Annotated in this window: 15 protein-coding genes; 7 read left to right on the plus strand and 8 right to left on the minus strand. The window is 50.3% G+C overall.

What is annotated here, in order from left to right:
• Positions 1-78: 78 nt before the first annotated feature.
• From HMPREF2675_RS03060 to HMPREF2675_RS03070, 3 genes are all read right to left on the minus strand, one after another.
• A complete protein-coding gene (locus HMPREF2675_RS03060; RefSeq protein WP_070814028.1) occupies positions 79-1,314 on the minus strand; it encodes an MFS transporter in 1,236 nt (411 codons plus the stop codon).
• A gap of 100 nt (positions 1,315-1,414) precedes the next feature.
• A complete protein-coding gene (locus tag HMPREF2675_RS03065; RefSeq protein WP_070814029.1) occupies positions 1,415-1,813 on the minus strand; it encodes an extensin in 399 nt (132 codons plus the stop codon).
• Between the two features lie 96 nt (positions 1,814-1,909).
• Positions 1,910-3,955 (minus strand): TonB-dependent receptor, encoded by a 2,046-nt coding sequence (locus HMPREF2675_RS03070; protein ID WP_070814030.1) that lies wholly within the window; start codon positions 3,953-3,955, stop codon positions 1,910-1,912.
• Between the two features lie 393 nt (positions 3,956-4,348).
• Here HMPREF2675_RS03070 and HMPREF2675_RS03075 point away from each other — a divergent pair, with 393 nt between their 5' ends.
• Positions 4,349-4,969: a TetR/AcrR family transcriptional regulator gene (locus HMPREF2675_RS03075; RefSeq protein ID WP_070814031.1), complete on the plus strand. Its 621-nt coding sequence runs from the start codon at positions 4,349-4,351 to the stop codon at positions 4,967-4,969.
• A 91-nt stretch (positions 4,970-5,060) separates the two neighbouring features.
• Here the strand turns inward: HMPREF2675_RS03075 and ttcA are convergent, their stop codons facing one another.
• The gene (ttcA, locus tag HMPREF2675_RS03080; RefSeq protein ID WP_003746908.1) at positions 5,061-6,020 is read right to left on the minus strand and encodes a tRNA 2-thiocytidine(32) synthetase TtcA; all 960 of its coding nucleotides are present in this window, start codon (positions 6,018-6,020) and stop codon (positions 5,061-5,063) included.
• 128 nt (positions 6,021-6,148) lie between these two features.
• The gene (locus HMPREF2675_RS03085; protein ID WP_070814032.1) at positions 6,149-6,502 is read right to left on the minus strand and encodes a RidA family protein; all 354 of its coding nucleotides are present in this window, start codon (positions 6,500-6,502) and stop codon (positions 6,149-6,151) included.
• Positions 6,503-6,600: 98 nt separating this feature from the next.
• On the opposite strand from HMPREF2675_RS03085, the gene HMPREF2675_RS03090 reads away from it, so the two are divergent.
• From HMPREF2675_RS03090 to hemB, 5 genes are all read left to right on the plus strand, one after another.
• A complete protein-coding gene (locus HMPREF2675_RS03090) occupies positions 6,601-7,086 on the plus strand; it encodes an aminoacyl-tRNA deacylase (RefSeq protein ID WP_070814033.1) in 486 nt (161 codons plus the stop codon).
• A gap of 15 nt (positions 7,087-7,101) precedes the next feature.
• On the plus strand, positions 7,102-7,689 hold the full coding sequence (locus HMPREF2675_RS03095; RefSeq protein WP_070814034.1) for a DnaJ domain-containing protein: 588 nt from the start codon (positions 7,102-7,104) through the stop codon (positions 7,687-7,689).
• A gap of 3 nt (positions 7,690-7,692) precedes the next feature.
• A complete protein-coding gene (locus tag HMPREF2675_RS03100; protein ID WP_070814035.1) occupies positions 7,693-8,565 on the plus strand; it encodes a DMT family transporter in 873 nt (290 codons plus the stop codon).
• Positions 8,566-8,724: 159 nt separating this feature from the next.
• Entirely contained in the window at positions 8,725-9,435 is a 711-nt protein-coding gene (locus HMPREF2675_RS03105) for a DUF6973 domain-containing protein (protein ID WP_036491232.1), read from the plus strand.
• Between the two features lie 32 nt (positions 9,436-9,467).
• A complete protein-coding gene (gene hemB / locus HMPREF2675_RS03110; protein ID WP_070814036.1) occupies positions 9,468-10,469 on the plus strand; it encodes a porphobilinogen synthase in 1,002 nt (333 codons plus the stop codon).
• A 203-nt stretch (positions 10,470-10,672) separates the two neighbouring features.
• Here the strand turns inward: hemB and lipA are convergent, their stop codons facing one another.
• From lipA to HMPREF2675_RS03125, 3 genes are all read right to left on the minus strand, one after another.
• Positions 10,673-11,656 carry a lipoyl synthase gene (gene lipA, locus HMPREF2675_RS03115; protein WP_003683323.1) on the minus strand — a complete coding sequence of 328 codons (984 nt, stop codon included), beginning with the start codon at positions 11,654-11,656 and terminating at the stop codon, positions 10,673-10,675.
• A 129-nt stretch (positions 11,657-11,785) separates the two neighbouring features.
• Entirely contained in the window at positions 11,786-12,388 is a 603-nt protein-coding gene (lipB, locus tag HMPREF2675_RS03120) for a lipoyl(octanoyl) transferase LipB (protein ID WP_049344799.1), read from the minus strand.
• A complete protein-coding gene (locus HMPREF2675_RS03125) occupies positions 12,388-12,663 on the minus strand; it encodes an HP0495 family protein (protein WP_049344800.1) in 276 nt (91 codons plus the stop codon). Before HMPREF2675_RS03125 ends, lipB begins: the two co-directional genes overlap by 1 nt.
• A gap of 214 nt (positions 12,664-12,877) precedes the next feature.
• Between HMPREF2675_RS03125 and lon the strand changes: the two genes are divergently transcribed.
• Complete coding sequence (gene lon / locus HMPREF2675_RS03130) at positions 12,878-15,337, plus strand: endopeptidase La (RefSeq protein WP_070814037.1); 2,460 nt, start codon at positions 12,878-12,880, stop codon at positions 15,335-15,337.
• The last annotated feature ends 1 nt before the right edge of the window (position 15,338 follow it).

A 15,338-nucleotide genomic window follows, 5' to 3' on the forward strand; every position in this document is an offset into this window, starting at 1 on the left:
ATGAGAGATTGTGCAATAAAATGAAAAATTATCCGGAGGCGCGCTCAATTAAAATCGATGGATAAATATCTAAGCGAATTATTGTGAATCATGCTCTGAATGATTGAATAAATTTCTATTCAAATATAAAAGCAGGCCTACCAATACGGCTAAGTACACTGCAACCCAATACGCATCTGTATAACCAATAGCCTTTGCCAGCCGTAGGGCGGCGAAACCGGCCGCGTAACTGCCAAGCAGGACAACGGAAAATTGCAGGCTGCTGTCGAGTGCAGCGGTGGCACGGTCGGATTTGTCCATCACCAACGCCAGTATCACCGGCAGCAGCAGCGTGTAGCTCAGGCTCAGGGCGATGATTTGCGCGGGTGGCAGCCAAGGATGGATGCGGGCGAGCGCATCGATGGCGGTCATGGACGCCAAAAGCGGCAGTTGCAGCGCGTAGAGCAGGAACACGAGTTTGCGGTGCGGATAATTGCGCGAAAACCAGCCCGACAGCGGCGTCACAATCAGGCAGGCAACAGGAATACCTACCGCCAAAATTCCTCCCGTCTGTTTCGGAGTGAAGCCCAAATCCGCCAGCTTGGGTACAAAAGTTGCCGCCATAAACGCATATGGCACGGCAACGGCAAACAGCAAAACCAGCCACCGCCAGCCCGTTTCAGGCTGCCGCCAAAAAGAAACCAGCCGTGCCATCAATGCCGTCCAACTGCCTTGTGCCGTCGGGCTTTCCGGCTCGCGGTAGTATAAGAGTTGCAGCAGCATCAGCAGGCTGAACGCCAGCATAAAGCCGGCCGCCGCCGTCTGTCCGTATTCCTGATACAGCCACAACACCAGCGCGCCGCCGATCATCTTGCCGCCGCGTGCCGCCATCGTTTGAATCACGCCGCCGAAGCCGCGTTCGCGGTGTGGCAGGACGATGCACGACAACCCCAACATTGCGCAGCCGTACACTGCCGACATGGCCGAGAGCAAAACGCAGCAGGCCAGAAGCAGCGGGAAGTTCTGCGTGATGTCGGTACAGGCCATCAGCCCGAACACCGCCGAAAGCCCCAGCGTCGCCGTCAGCAGCCAGCCGCGAAACCGTCCGAACCGCCCCGCCGGCCGCCGCTCCATCAGCGCGGCAAACAACACTTTCGCCGCTTCGATACTGCCGATTAAATGAATCCAGCTCAGTTGGTTCAGGCTGTAACCGTGATTTTTCAAAATAGCGACCAGCGCGACCAAATAGAAACCGGTCAGCGTGAATTTGTAGGTGCTGCCGCCGATAAGCAGCAGCCAGTCGCGTGAGTTTGGGGAAGTCTGATTGTCGGACATCACATGATTCTTTTGAAGATGAGGCAAATAAAGGGGCAAGGCCGTCTGAACATATTGGGTGGCAATACTTGATTTGTATTTAAATAGGTTTAGTATCTTTTCAGACGGCCTTCAACGCTTCTTCTGCGCGAAGCATGGCGGTTGTTTCATCTGCTTCGACGATGTAGTTCACGCCCAGCGCGGGGCCGAGTTTGGAAGATTGTTCGCGGGAGAACGCCAGTTGCGCCACATCGGGTTCGATGAGGAGCATGGCGGCGCAGCGTTCGGACAGTTGCGGCCGGTGTGCCTTTATCCATTCGATGTAGGTTTTGCGATCGGCAATGCGCTGTTCGTCGCTCACCTGCCGCCGCATCGGGGTGCAGACGGTGGCAAAGCGGGGGTTTTGGTTTAACAGGGTTTCGAATTCGGTCAGCCAGTCGGCGAAGTCGGCGACGTGGGTCAGGTCGGTCAGGTAGATGGTGCCTTCGGGCAGGGTTCTGGCGGGGGTAAAGTAGTGCATGGGGTTCCTTTGGGTGTTTTGGAGGAATAAACGGTAGGTCGGGCATAAATGTCCGACCTATGTTTTTTCAGACGGCCTCCATCATTTCAGCTTCATTTAAAACTTCCATTCCGCGCTCACGCCCACGCTTCTGGGGCGTTGGTAGAGCGCGTCTTGGCGATCGGCGCTGGAAATGAATATGGGGCGGCGGCGGTTGAACACGTTGTCGGCGTAGAGCGAGACGCGGCCTTGTTTGAAGTTGTAGGCGGTGTAGAGGTTGACTTGGTTGTATGCGCCGATTTTGCCTGATTCGGCATTGTCGGCGGCGGAGTAGTAGCCGCCGTAGAAGCGCACGTCGCCGCCGGCTTCCCAGCCTTTGTCGTTCAGGTATTTCACGCCGATGTTGGCGGTGTATTTGGGCGCGCGGCCGAGTTTGTTGCCTTCGATGCCGCTGTCGGGATAGCTTTTGATTTTGGTGTTGAGCAGCCCCAGTCCGGTGGTGAGTTTCAGGCTGTCGGTCGCCTGCCAGTCGGCGGCGAGTTCCGCGCCGTAGGTGTGGACTTTTTTGGCGTTGCGGATGACGACGGAGTTGGTGCCGAGATAGAAGGGGAGCTGCATGTCGCGGTAGTGGTTCAGGAACAGGTTGCCGGAGAGTTGCAGGCGGCGGTCTGCACTGCGCCAGCGGGTGTACCACTCGTAGTTGTTCACATATTCGGGTTCATAAGTGTAGGTTACGACAGGGCGGCCGAAGGTGATGCCCGCGCCGCCGGGGTTGTAGCCGCGCGCGGCTTTGATGCCGCTGACCCATTGGTCGGTGGGTTTGAAGGCGATGTCGATTTTGGGCAGGAACACGGTCTGGCCTTTGTCCAAATCGAGGTGCAGTGCGCCGCTGCCACCGCTTCGTTTGTGCGTTTCTTTTTCAATGCGGGCGGCGGCTGTGATGTCCCATTTTTCGCGGGGGCTGTATGTGGTTTCGGCAAACAGGGCGCGCACGCTGTTGCGGTCGTCAAAGGTGTTGCGGCCGCCAACGCTGCGGATGTCCACCCATTCGTCTTGTTTGCTGCGGAAGTAGTGTAGTCCGGCAAGGCCTTTCAGACGGCCTTTGTTTGAAAAATGCAATACCGGTTCCCATTGCAGTTCGCGGCCTTTGAGTTCGGCGGGCACGCCTTGCGGGCTGACGGTCATCGGCAGATGCAGCCGCTCGTTGTGGTAGCGGCCGTAAACCAGTTTGTTTTCCAGTTTCAGATAGTCGTTAAGCTGCCACGATGCGTCCCAGATGCTCGATGTTGAGCCGGTTACGAACACGGGCTTTTCTTTTAAAAAACGGCGGCTGGCGGTGTTGCCCATGATTTCGTTTTGCGGCGCGCGCGAACGGATATGGTTCAGCGTCAGGCGGCTGTAAAAATCGGGATGGTTTTCGGGCGTGAGCAGGAGTTTGAAGCGCACGTTGGTGTTTTCCACACGGCGCGGGTTGCCAGTCGGCTCGTAGGACACGAACGGCTCGTAGCTTTCGCGCTGCTGCCGCTCCGCGCTCAGGCGGAAGGCAAGGTTATTTTTCACAATCGGGCCGGACACTACGCCGGCGATGTTGCGCGTTTTCTGGTTGCCCAAACCCAAGCGCAGCGCGCCTTCCCATTCGTCGGTCGGGTCTTTGGAACGCATCACCACCGCGCCAGCCACCGCGTTCTGCCCGCGCACATGGCTTTGCGGCCCGCGCAAGACTTCCACCTGCTGCATGTCCCACAGCGACTGTGTGCCGAAGGCGTATTCGTTGTAAGTGGCGGAGCGGCCGTCTATGGACAGGTTCAGGCGCGGCCGCGTGCCCGCAAAAAACGCCACCGCACCGACGGCGGGTCCCGAGCCGTCCACGCCGCGCACGGTCGGCAAATCGTTGCCGTTGCCTAAATCCACCGTGTTCACAGTCTGTTTGAGCAGGTCGGTTGCGGAAAGGTTGTGGCCGCTGCGGTCGATGTTTGGCGTGGTGAAAACGCGGTTGGACGTGGCGGTTTCAAAGCCGCTGCGGTTAGCACGTTCGCCGGTGACGACGACTTCTTCCAACTGCACTTGTTCCGCGTCTTGCGCCGCATCGGCGGCATAAATCCATTCGGAGGCAAAGGCGGCGGCAATCAATAGAGGCAGGCGACGGAGGGTGTGTTTCTGCATTTCTTATCCTTTCAGACGGCATACGTCGGGGCGGATTGAATATCAGGCAATCAATTTCTCCGTCAGTATGCAAATATTTGTGTTTACATATTTACATAAAACAAACTATTAATGTAAAGTATAAGAAATAAGAAACAGGAATGCAAGTGTTTATCATTCACTTTACTTCCCCTCTTATCTTGTGAATCGTCTAAAAAAATCCCTCTCCTATTTTGGGGAGAAGGTTGGAGGAGGGAGATTCTGTAATCTTCATGAATTTAGCCTGCCAAGCATCCGACAGTCCTCATCCGTAGGGCAGTGAAGGAATAAGGAAAGAGGCCGTCTGAAACGCCGCTATATTGCCATTGCAGCCGTGGGGAAATATGATAAGCATCCGACTTGCGGATAACTTTAATGAACCTCCTTTATGAACAAAATCAAAACCTTCCTACCGTCATGACTGCCAGCAAACAACAAACCATCGCCGACACCGCCCGCCGCTTATTCCGCGAACATGGCTTTTCTGCTGTATCCGTAGGCAGTATCTGCGCCGAGGCCAGCGTCAGCCGCGTCACTTTTTACAAATATTACAGCGGTAAAAACGCACTCTTGCAGGAAATTGTTACCGAGCAGAAAAATCGCGTCCGTGCCGAATTTGAAAATCTGCTTGAACGGCAATGCAGTCTGCGCGAAGCCGCTGAGGCTGTGTTTGCCCTGCAAAAACAATCGTTTGAAGAACTTTATTCCGCCGCCTTCCTGCGCGACATTGAAGAGAACACCGATTTGGAGCTGGAGCGGTTTTTCCACGAATTGAATGAAGAAAAATACGCCTTTATGCGCGGATTCTTCCACACCCTGCAACAACGCCGCCTGATTCAGCCCGATTTGCCGGTGGAACTCATCGACCTGTTCATCCGTCAGGCGGATATATTGATGCGCCATCCGCAACTGGCTGCGCTTTATGCCGCCGCACCGCAAAAGTTGCCGCAAGACGTATTGGGATTGCTGCTGCACGGTTTGTCAGGGAAAGAATAGATAAAAAAGAATAGAAAAAATTTCAAATTTGAATATTCAGACGGCCTTTCGGTAAATAGTTACCGAAAGGCCGTCTGAAAATTAAATGGAATTATAAACCGCAGGTTTTAGGTTTGTTTGCCAGAATATTGATGACTTTGCGTTCGGCTTTTTGCGGCTCGATTTTGATTTCGCTTTCGTCTTCTTCGCTGCCGTCGGAGAAACGTTCCGGCATTTTTTCACTGTCAAACGCTAAGTCGCCACCATGTTTCAGGTTTTGACCGCGTTCCAAGCCGACAAAGTCGAAGAGTTCGGTATCGGCCAAATGCGAAGGAACGACGTTTTGCAGGGCGGAGAACATGGACTCGATACGGCCGGGGAAGCGTTTGTCCCAATCGCGCAGCATGTCGCCGATGACTTGGCGTTGCAGGTTGGGCTGCGAGCCGCAGAGGTTGCATGGAATAATTGGGAATTGTTTCAGCTCGGCATATTTGATCAAGTCCTTCTCTTTGACATATGCGAGAGGACGGATGACGATGTGTTCGCCGTTGTCGCTGACCAGTTTGGGCGGCATGGCTTTGAGTTTGCCGCCGTAAAACATATTCAGGAACATGGTGGCAAGAATGTCGTCGCGGTGGTGTCCCAAGGCGATTTTGGTGCAGCCCAATTCTTTTGCGGTGCGGTAGAGGATGCCGCGGCGCAGGCGGCTGCACAGCGAACAAGTCGTTTTGCCTTCGTCCAATACGCGTTTGACGGTGGAGTAGGTGTCTTCTTCAACGATTTTGTAGGGAACGCCGATGCTTTCGAGATAGGTCGGCAATACTTCTTCGGGGAAACCCGGCTGCTTTTGGTCGAGATTGACGGCGACCAGTTCGAAATCAATCGGTGCGCTGGCTTGAAGCTGGCGCAGAATGTCTAAGAGGGCGTAGCTGTCTTTGCCGCCGGAGAGGCAGACCATGATTTTGTCGCCTGGCTCGATCATGTTGAAATCGTTAATGGCGTCGCCGACGGCGTGGCGCAGGCGTTTGCTGAGTTTGTTGTTTTCTAATTCTTGCTTGGTTTTTTTGGACATGGCTGTTTGTGCTTTGAAATAATAGAAAAATTTAAGGGCGGTATTGTACCGCAAAAGAATAAAGGCCGTCTGAAAAACTGAGTTGGTTTGGTCAATGCGGCATTTTCAGACGGCCTGATATTTGCGCTTTATTTGATTTGAAGGGCGGTAATTTTGATTTCAACCTTCCAGTCGGGTGAGGCCAGTTTTGCTTCCACGCAGGCGCGGGCCGGAGCGCGCTCGAGGGCTGTCCATGCGTCCCAGGCTTCGTTCATGGCGGCGTAGTCGTTCATATCGGGCAGATAGATGGTGGCTTCTAAAATGTGGGCCTTGTCGGATTGGCATTGGGCGAGCCATGAATCGATTTGTGCCAAAACATTTTCAGTTTGCGCTTTGGCATCGGCTTCAGGATTTTCGGGAACCATGCCGGAGAGGAAAACCAAGCCGTTGGCCACGACGGCTTCCGAATAGCGTTTGCTTGTGCCAAGATAGCGGATGTCCATGTTGTCTCCTGATTTCAAAAAGAAGGTATGGTAACATTGCAGTTGTTTACGTTCCACATTTAAGAGGGGCCGTCTGAAAAGAGTGGCGCAAAACAACCATGAGTAAAGCAGAATATCCGGTTACGCAGGCAGTGCGCTTTTTACGCAGTAAGAAAATCGATTTTGTCCCTTATGTTTATGCGTATGAAGAACATGGCGGTACGGCGCGTTTTGCCGAGTGCACGGGCAAGCCCGGGCATCAGGTCATCAAAACGATTGTTTTGCAGGATGAGCATAAAAAAGGCTTGGTTGTTTTAATGCATGGCGACAAACATATTTCCACCCGCAATCTGGCGCGTGAACTGGGCTTGAAACACATCGAGCCGGCAACGGCGGATCAGGCGGCGAAATGGACAGGATATTTGGTCGGTGGGACATCGCCATTCGGTATGAAAACCGCGTTACCGGTTTACGTGGAAGAAAGCATTTGGGCTTTGGACGAGATTTTTATCAATGGCGGCAAACGCGGGTTTATCGTGGGTATGAAACCTGAAAACCTGCGTACGCTCAACCCGCAAGATGTTCATGTTGCAGTGGATGCATAAAGGATAGGAATAAAGATGGAACAATTAAATTTATACGAAATCTTGGGTGTGTCTCAGGATGCTGATATCAACGTTATCCGCGAGGCTTATGGAAAATTGGTGGCCAATCCGGATATTCAGAAAGATGCGGAGCGGTTTAAAGCCATCGGGCAGGCGTTTGAAGTATTGTCTCATCCGGAAAAACGTTTGGCTTATGATGCGGCTATGCAGTACGAGCGTCAGGAAACCAATACCAACAACTTCACTGATATGGCGACAAATGTGGTCAACACGCCCAGCTCTGACGTGAAAAACTATGTTTTTATAGCTTATGTTACATACGCTGTGGGCTTGTTGATTTTGTTTACCCCCGTTGTCGGTGTAATTATGGCGTATGTTAAACGCGATGAGGCTCAAGGTACCATTTACGCCAGCCATATCGATTATTTGATTAAGACATTTTGGGTGTCTTTGGTGGGTACGGTTTTGGGAACTTTTACTACACTTATCTTAATTGGTTGGCTGATTCTGTTGGTGACTGCCATTTGGTTTATTTACCGTGTAGTCATCGGACTGATTAAACTGAATGAAGATAAGCCTGTTCCTACTCAAGGATGGTTTTAAAGCATGGCATATTTATTGGCAAGTATCGTTTGCAGCGTGTTGGTTTCCGTATTGCTGAAAGTGGCGCGCAAGCAAAAAATCAATATTGAGCAGGCGGTGGCGGTGAACTATATCGTTGCCGTTACTTTGACCATGCTGGTGTTAAAGCCCGATTTAAGCAATCCGCAGGTGTTTTTACCGACTTGGTGGCTCTTTGCAGCTTTGGGTATCTTGTTGCCAAGCGTGTTTGTCATTATGGGCAAATCCGTCGATGCGGCAGGTATCGTCAAATCAGACGCGGCACAACGCTTATCGCTGTTTTTGCCCATTATCGCTTCATTCACGCTTTTTCATGAACAACTGACCGAAGGCCGTCTGATTGGTTTGGTATTGGCATTTACAGCATTGTTTTTCTTGCTTTGGAAAAGCGATGGCAGTAAGAAATCCGGCGGCCTCAGCACGCAAGTGATGCTGCTTTTGGGCGTTTGGTGCGGCTATGGCGTCATTGATATTTTGTTCAAGCAAGTGGCGAAAAGCGGTACTGCGTTTGCCGGCAATTTGCTGGTGGCATTTTGTTTAGCCGGTATCTTGATGTTTGGCTACCTGTTTGCCAAAGGAAGCAAATGGACCAAAGAGGGCATAGTGGGCGGTATGATTTTAGGCTGCCTGAACTTTTTGAATATTGTTACCTACATCTCGGCACACCAAATCATGAAGGATAATCCGACTTTGGTTTTTGCCGGTATGAATATTGGCGTGATTGTTTTGGGTACGCTGATTGGTGCGGCAATATTTAAGGAAAAAATCAGCAGCATTAATGCAGCCGGTATCAGCATTGCTATTTGTTCGATAGCCTGCCTGTTTTATTGGCCGCAGATTCGCAGCTTGGTAGGTTAAAAATACTCAGGCCGTCTGAAAACTTTCAGACGGCCTTATTTTTATTATAAAATAGCCATTCATGCGCCGATTTGGCCGTATGGGAATTATTTTGCGCTTACGGGCGTTTCTATGTTAAACAATAAGTTGAACTCACACAATAATATCGATAGTTACATCATGAAACATATTAAGAAACACATTCAATGCGCCGTTCTCGGCATGCTGGTATTGTCCGGTTGCCAATCGTATCAGGAAGATCAAAGCCGCCGCAGTAAAATGGCACAATTTGCGCTTAATCATCCCGTGGCCGCCCAAGTCATCGGGATGGAGGACGAAGGCTTAATCAATATGACCAGTAATGCCACGCGCTTTGCCGAGCGTACAGGTTTGGATGACAAAGCAAACGGCGACAGTAGGGGAACGCAGGTCAATGCCGTACGCCAAGCATTATGGCAGGCGGCGATTGCTTCCAAATTCGACAGTATTATTGCAGAAAAAGCAGGTAATGCGCGTCTGACGGATATGGAGTTGCGAGAAGGTAAAGACGACTACTTCAGCCGTTACCTTGCCGACCAGGCAGTCGATCAACGTAACAACCGTATCGGCCGCAGTATCGGCAGTGCCAAACCCGACAGTGATATGAAGACGCTGGCGGCAAGCATTTTGTTCTACTACAACAAAGTAGGCTTGTGGACGGCTTCCGAAGTGAAAAACCGTTGGCACATCAAACAGGAAAAACTTTCAGACGGCCAATATGCCGAAGCATTGAAAAATATCGCCAAATTGGATCAAAACGGTATGACCGAGCAGGAACGTAATAGTTATAAAACCGGTACGCTCAGCGAAATCAAACGTTCGGTCAAAGCCATACGTCAAGTCGAAGACTGATTTTAAGACTTCATTATTGAAAGGCAATTGTTATGAATTTCCCTCCGCGTTATGTCTCAAACACCCGTATGCGCCGTATGCGTAAAGACGATTTTTCACGCCGTCTGATGCGCGAGCATACTTTGACGGCAGATGATTTAATCTATCCGGTTTTTGTATTGGAAGGTCAGAACCAGGAAGAGGCAGTGCCGTCTATGCCCGGCATCAAACGCCAAAGTTTGGATAAATTGTTGTTTACCGCTGAAGAAGCACTGAATCTCGGTATTCCTATGCTGGCTTTGTTTCCCGTGGTAACGCAAAACAAAACCGAATTTGCGGAGGAGGCTTATAACCCGGAAGGCTTGGTACCGACAGTAGTGCGAACCCTGCGCGAGAAATTCCCAGAGCTGGGGATTATGACCGACGTTGCCTTGGACCCCTATACCATTCACGGCCAAGACGGTTTAACCGATGAAAATGGCTATGTCCTCAACGATGAAACCATTGAAGTTTTGGTAAAACAGGCTTTGTGCCATGCCGATGCAGGCGCACAAGTCATTGCCCCATCAGACATGATGGACGGACGTATTCTTGCCATCCGCGAAGCCTTAGAAGATGCCGGACATATCCATACACGCATTATGGCGTATTCGGCAAAATATGCTTCAGCGTTCTACGGCCCGTTCCGCGATGCCGTCGGCAGCTCCGGTAATTTGGGTAAGGCAGACAAGAAAACCTACCAAATGGATCCTGCAAACACTGATGAAGCCTTGCACGAAGTCGCATTGGATATTCAAGAGGGCGCAGATATGGTCATGGTAAAACCGGGTCTGCCGTATCTGGATGTCGTCCGTCGAGTCAAAGACGAGTTTGGCGTACCGACTTACGCTTACCAAGTTTCCGGCGAATATGCCATGCTTCAGGCTGCCATTCAAAACGGTTGGCTGGATGGCGAAAAAACTATTTTGGAAAGCCTGTTGGCATTCAAACGCGCTGGCGCCGATGGCATTTTGACTTACTATGCGATTGAAGCGGCAAAATTGTTGAAGAAGTAAAATAAAGAAATAAATCAAAAAGCGGCAAACAGTGTTTATCCTGTTTTGCCGCTTTTTTGTATTACTTAAAATTGACTCAATAGAGCCCGACTAAGGTTTATTTTTTTAAATCTAAAAAATCTTGTATAGTTATTTTGACCAAATAAAGGCCGTCTGAAAAATTAGGGAACTGTTTTTTCAGACGGCCTTATATAATTTAAACCTTAGTGATGGCTACAACCGCCGTGGGTTTCACGCAAAGCTTCGGCTGCTTGTTCGTCAGCGTGGTAGCTGGAACGAACCATTGCGCCGATGGCGGCATTGGTAAAGCCCAATTCGTATGCTTCTTTTTCAAAAACTTTGAATTGGTCGGGCGTTACATAGCGCAAGACGGGCAAGTGGCCGTCTGAAGGTTGCAGATATTGGCCGATGGTAATCATCTCGATATTGTTGGCACGCATATCGCGCATGATTTCGCGTACGTCCTCGTCTGTTTCGCCCAAGCCAACCATGATGCCAGACTTGGTCGGAATATGGGGCATCATTTCTTTGTAGCGGCGCAGAAGCTCGAGGGAGTGTTGGTAGTTGGCACCCGGACGGGCTTTTTTATACAGGCTTGGATGGGTTTCCAAGTTGTGGTTCATCACGTCGGGTGGTGTTTCTGCCAAGATTTCCAGTGCGATGTCCAGACGGCCGCGGAAATCGGGAACAAGGATTTCAATTTTGGTATTTGGGCTGGTTTCGCGGATGGCTTTAATGCAGTCGGCGAAATGTTGGGCACCGCCATCACGCAGGTCATCACGGTCGACGGAAGTAATCACGACATAGCGCAGGTTCATGGACTTGACGGATTCGGCCAAGTGTTTAGGCTCGTCAGGATCCAACATATTGGGGCGGCCATGGCCAACATCGCAGAACGGGCAGCGGCGGGTACAAATATCGCCCATGATCATGAATGTGGCCGTACCCTTGGTAAAGCATTCGCTGATATTTGGACAAGATGCTTCTTCGCACACGGTATGCATTTTTTGTTCGCGAAGAATATTTTTGATTTCAAAGAATTTCTTGCCCGGTAATTTGGCGCGGATCCATTCGGGCTTTTTCAATTTTTGTTCCAATGGAACAACTTTAATCGGAATGCGTGCAGTTTTGTCTGCGCCTTTTAGTTTGATGCCGCGTTTGGGGTCGTTTTTTACTTCTTCACTCATGGTGATGTGTTCTTTCTGTCGTTATAAAGGCCGTCTGAAAAGCTTATCGTAGTCTTTATGACCTAAGGGCTTGTGGGTTCAGAGGGGCAGTTAAAAGATGGCGTTGGGGCTGAATATTTTCAGACGGCCTTATGCCAGCTCTTTTTGTAAATGCTTGGTCAGTTTGTCTGCAACTTCTGCCAAACTGGGTGCCGGAGAGACATAGTCGGCAATTTGGGTCATTTCCATACCGGCATAACCGCAGGGGTTGATATGGGTAAACGGACTTAAATCCATGTTCACATTAAGCGCCAAGCCGTGGTAAACGGAGCCGTCTTTGATACGCAGGCCCAGGGAAGCGATTTTACGCTCGCCGACGTAAACGCCGGGACGTTTGGGATCTGCGGCTGCTTCGATGCCGTATTCTGCCAAGGTGGCGATGATGCTGTTTTCAAGTGCGGAAACGATATGGCGGACGCTGGTTTTACGGCGTTTGAAATTGATCATCGTATAGACAACCAGTTGACCGGGGCCGTGATAGGTAATTTGACCGCCTCTGTCAATTTGGACAACGGGAATATCGTCGCGAATGAGGAGGTGTTCGGGTTTTCCGGCCAAGCCTTGGGTAAATACGGGCGGATGCTCGACCACCCATAATTCGTCTTCGGTGTTTTCGTCACGCGAGGCATTAAATGCCTTCATGGCTTCGAAAGTCGGCAGGTAATCGACCAAGCCTTTGTGCACGATTTTCATTACAGCACCACTTTTACCAATTCGTGTGAAGTCAGGTCGCGGTAGATATTGTCGAGCTGCTCTTGGTTATCGACATTTACTTTGACGGTTGCGCTGGTGTAGTTGCCTTTGCTGCTTGGGCGCGTAGTAATGTGGTGCGGCTCGGTATCGGGAGCGTGTTTGCGCACGGTTTCCAAAATGGCGGATTCAAATTCGGGATGAACTGCGCCCATAACTTTCAAGGGGAAAGTGCAGGGGAATTCAATCAGTGATTTTTTTTCAGTTGAGTCTGTCATGGTTTACTGCCTTGTTTGGTTTGCTCGGGCCGTCTGAAAAGTTTTCAGACGGCCCGAAATCCGATATATTTTATCGTAAACGTCCATATCGGGCTATTAAAAATGATGTTTTCGAAAATAGGTGCGGATAAGCTGTTTTTCAAGTCTTGAAATGCAGCGCTTCAGCCCAATTTTGAGCTACATTCTGATTTAACAATGATTGAGATTTCTAACTATGCCGATAAAAGACAAATATTTTGAGGAATACAGTGCGCTGGCTACCTTGCCTTTACGCGATGTCGTGGTGTATCCGCATATGGTATTGCCGCTGTTCGTCGGTCGTCCTAAATCGATTGCGGCCCTTGAGGCGGCAATGGCCAATGATGATCCGGTTTTCCTGTTGGCCCAGCTTGACCCTAATACAGAAGACCCTAAAGCTGAAGATTTGCACCAGACCGGTACAGTCGCCCAAGTTTTGCAGGTTTTGAAGCTGCCTGACGGTACCGTTAAAGTATTGGTAGAAGGTATTCGTCGTGCGCGTGCGTTGACGGTTGATGAAACAGGCGGATTGTTTTTGTCTCATGTTGAGGCGATTGATGAGAATAGCGACAAAGACAATCCTGAAATTGAGGCCTTGCGCCGTACTCTGCTGACTCAATTTGAGCAATATGCGAAGTTGAACAAAAAAATTCCTGCCGAAGTTATCAGCACCATCAGCAGTATCGATGACAACAGCCGTCTTGCCGATACTATTGCCGCGCATTTGCAGCTGAAATTGGAGCAGCGTCAATATGTGCTGGAGACTGCCGGTATTGTTGACCGTTTGGAATTTCTACTGGCGCAGTTGGAAGCCGAACTCGACATCATGCAGGTTGAGAAACGCATCCGTGGTCGCGTGAAACGTCAAATGGAAAAATCCCAACGCGAGTATTACTTGAATGAGCAAGTGAAAGCGATTCAGAAAGAGTTGGGCGAAGAGGACGAGCGCGACGAGCTGGATGCGCTGGAAAACAAAATCAAAGAAGCAGGCATGAGCAAAGAGGCTGAAGAAAAATGTCTGTCTGAATTGAAAAAACTGAAAATGATGCCGCCGATGTCTGCGGAATCTACTGTCGTGCGCAACTATATCGATACTTTGCTTGAGCTGCCGTGGAAGAAAAAATCCCGTGTCAGCAAAGATATTGCCAAGGCTGATTTGATTTTGAATGCCGACCACTATGGTTTGGAAAAAGTCAAAGAGCGCATTTTGGAATATTTGGCTGTTCAAAAACGTATGGACAAGCTCAAAGGCCCGATTTTGTGTCTGGTTGGTCCTCCGGGGGTGGGTAAAACTTCCTTGGGTGAGTCGATTGCCAAAGCCACAGGTCGCCAATATGTGCGTATGGCCTTGGGCGGCGTGCGTGATGAAAGCGAAATCCGAGGCCACCGCCGTACCTATATCGGCTCTATGCCGGGCAAAATCCTGCAAAACATGGCGAAAGCGGGTGTGAAAAATCCATTGTTCCTGCTGGATGAAATCGACAAGATGGGCAGCGATTTCCGCGGTGATCCGGCCAGTGCATTGCTTGAAGTGCTGGATCCTGAGCAAAACAACAAGTTCGCCGACCACTATGCCGAAGTCGATTATGATTTGAGCGATGTGATGTTTATTGCCACTTCAAACAGCTTAAATATCCCGACTCCGCTGCTTGACCGTATGGAAATCATCCGTCTGTCCGGTTATACGGAAGACGAAAAAATCAATATCGCCATGCAATACCTTGTGCCGAAACAAATGAAGCGCAATGGTGTGAAAGAGGGCGAGTTGGTGGTTGATGAGAGTGCAGTGCGCGATATTATCCGTTACTACACCCGCGAGGCCGGTGTCCGCTCGTTGGATCGCGAAATTGCCAAAATCTGCCGCAAAGTAGTGATGCAGGTTACTTTGAATGAGGACAAGAAAAAAGCGTCCAAATCCAAAACAGTAAGCAAGGCCAAGCCTAAAGCGATTAAAGTTACTGAGAAAAATCTGCATGACTATCTGGGCGTGCGCCGTTTCGACTATGGTGTGGCCGAAAGCGAAAATCGCATCGGTCAGGTAACCGGTCTGGCTTGGACCGAAGTCGGTGGCGAGTTGTTGACCGTTGAGGCGGTTGCCTTGCCGGGCAAAGGTACGATTCAATGTACCGGCCAACTGGGCGATGTCATGAAAGAATCGGTATCGGCCGCATGGTCGGTTGTCCGTTCACGTGCTGAATCAGTGGGTCTGGCTCCTGATTTTTACGAGAAGAAAGACATTCACGTCCATGTACCTGAAGGTGCGACGCCGAAAGACGGTCCGAGTGCAGGTATCGCCATGACTTTGGCGATGGTTTCTGCCTTTACCAAAATTCCGGTGCGTGCAGACGTGGCGATGACCGGCGAAATCACTTTGCGTGGCGAAGTCTTGCCGATTGGCGGTTTGAAGGAAAAACTGCTGGCTGCTTTGCGTGGCGGGATCAAGCATGTATTGATTCCAAAAGACAACGTCAAAGATTTGGAAGAAATCCCTGAAAATGTTAAAACCGGTCTGACCATTCATCCGGTCAAATGGATTGATGAAGTGTTGGCTTTGGGTTTGGAAGCTCAGCCTGAGCAATGGGCGGCTGAATTGGCGGTTGACGAAACTCCGCAAACTTCTAAGACGAAGTCAAGAACAAAAGCAACCAAGCATTAAG

It is taken from the genome of Neisseria sp. HMSC061H08, from assembly GCF_001836795.1.
GTDB classification, from domain to species: domain Bacteria; phylum Pseudomonadota; class Gammaproteobacteria; order Burkholderiales; family Neisseriaceae; genus Neisseria; species Neisseria subflava_A.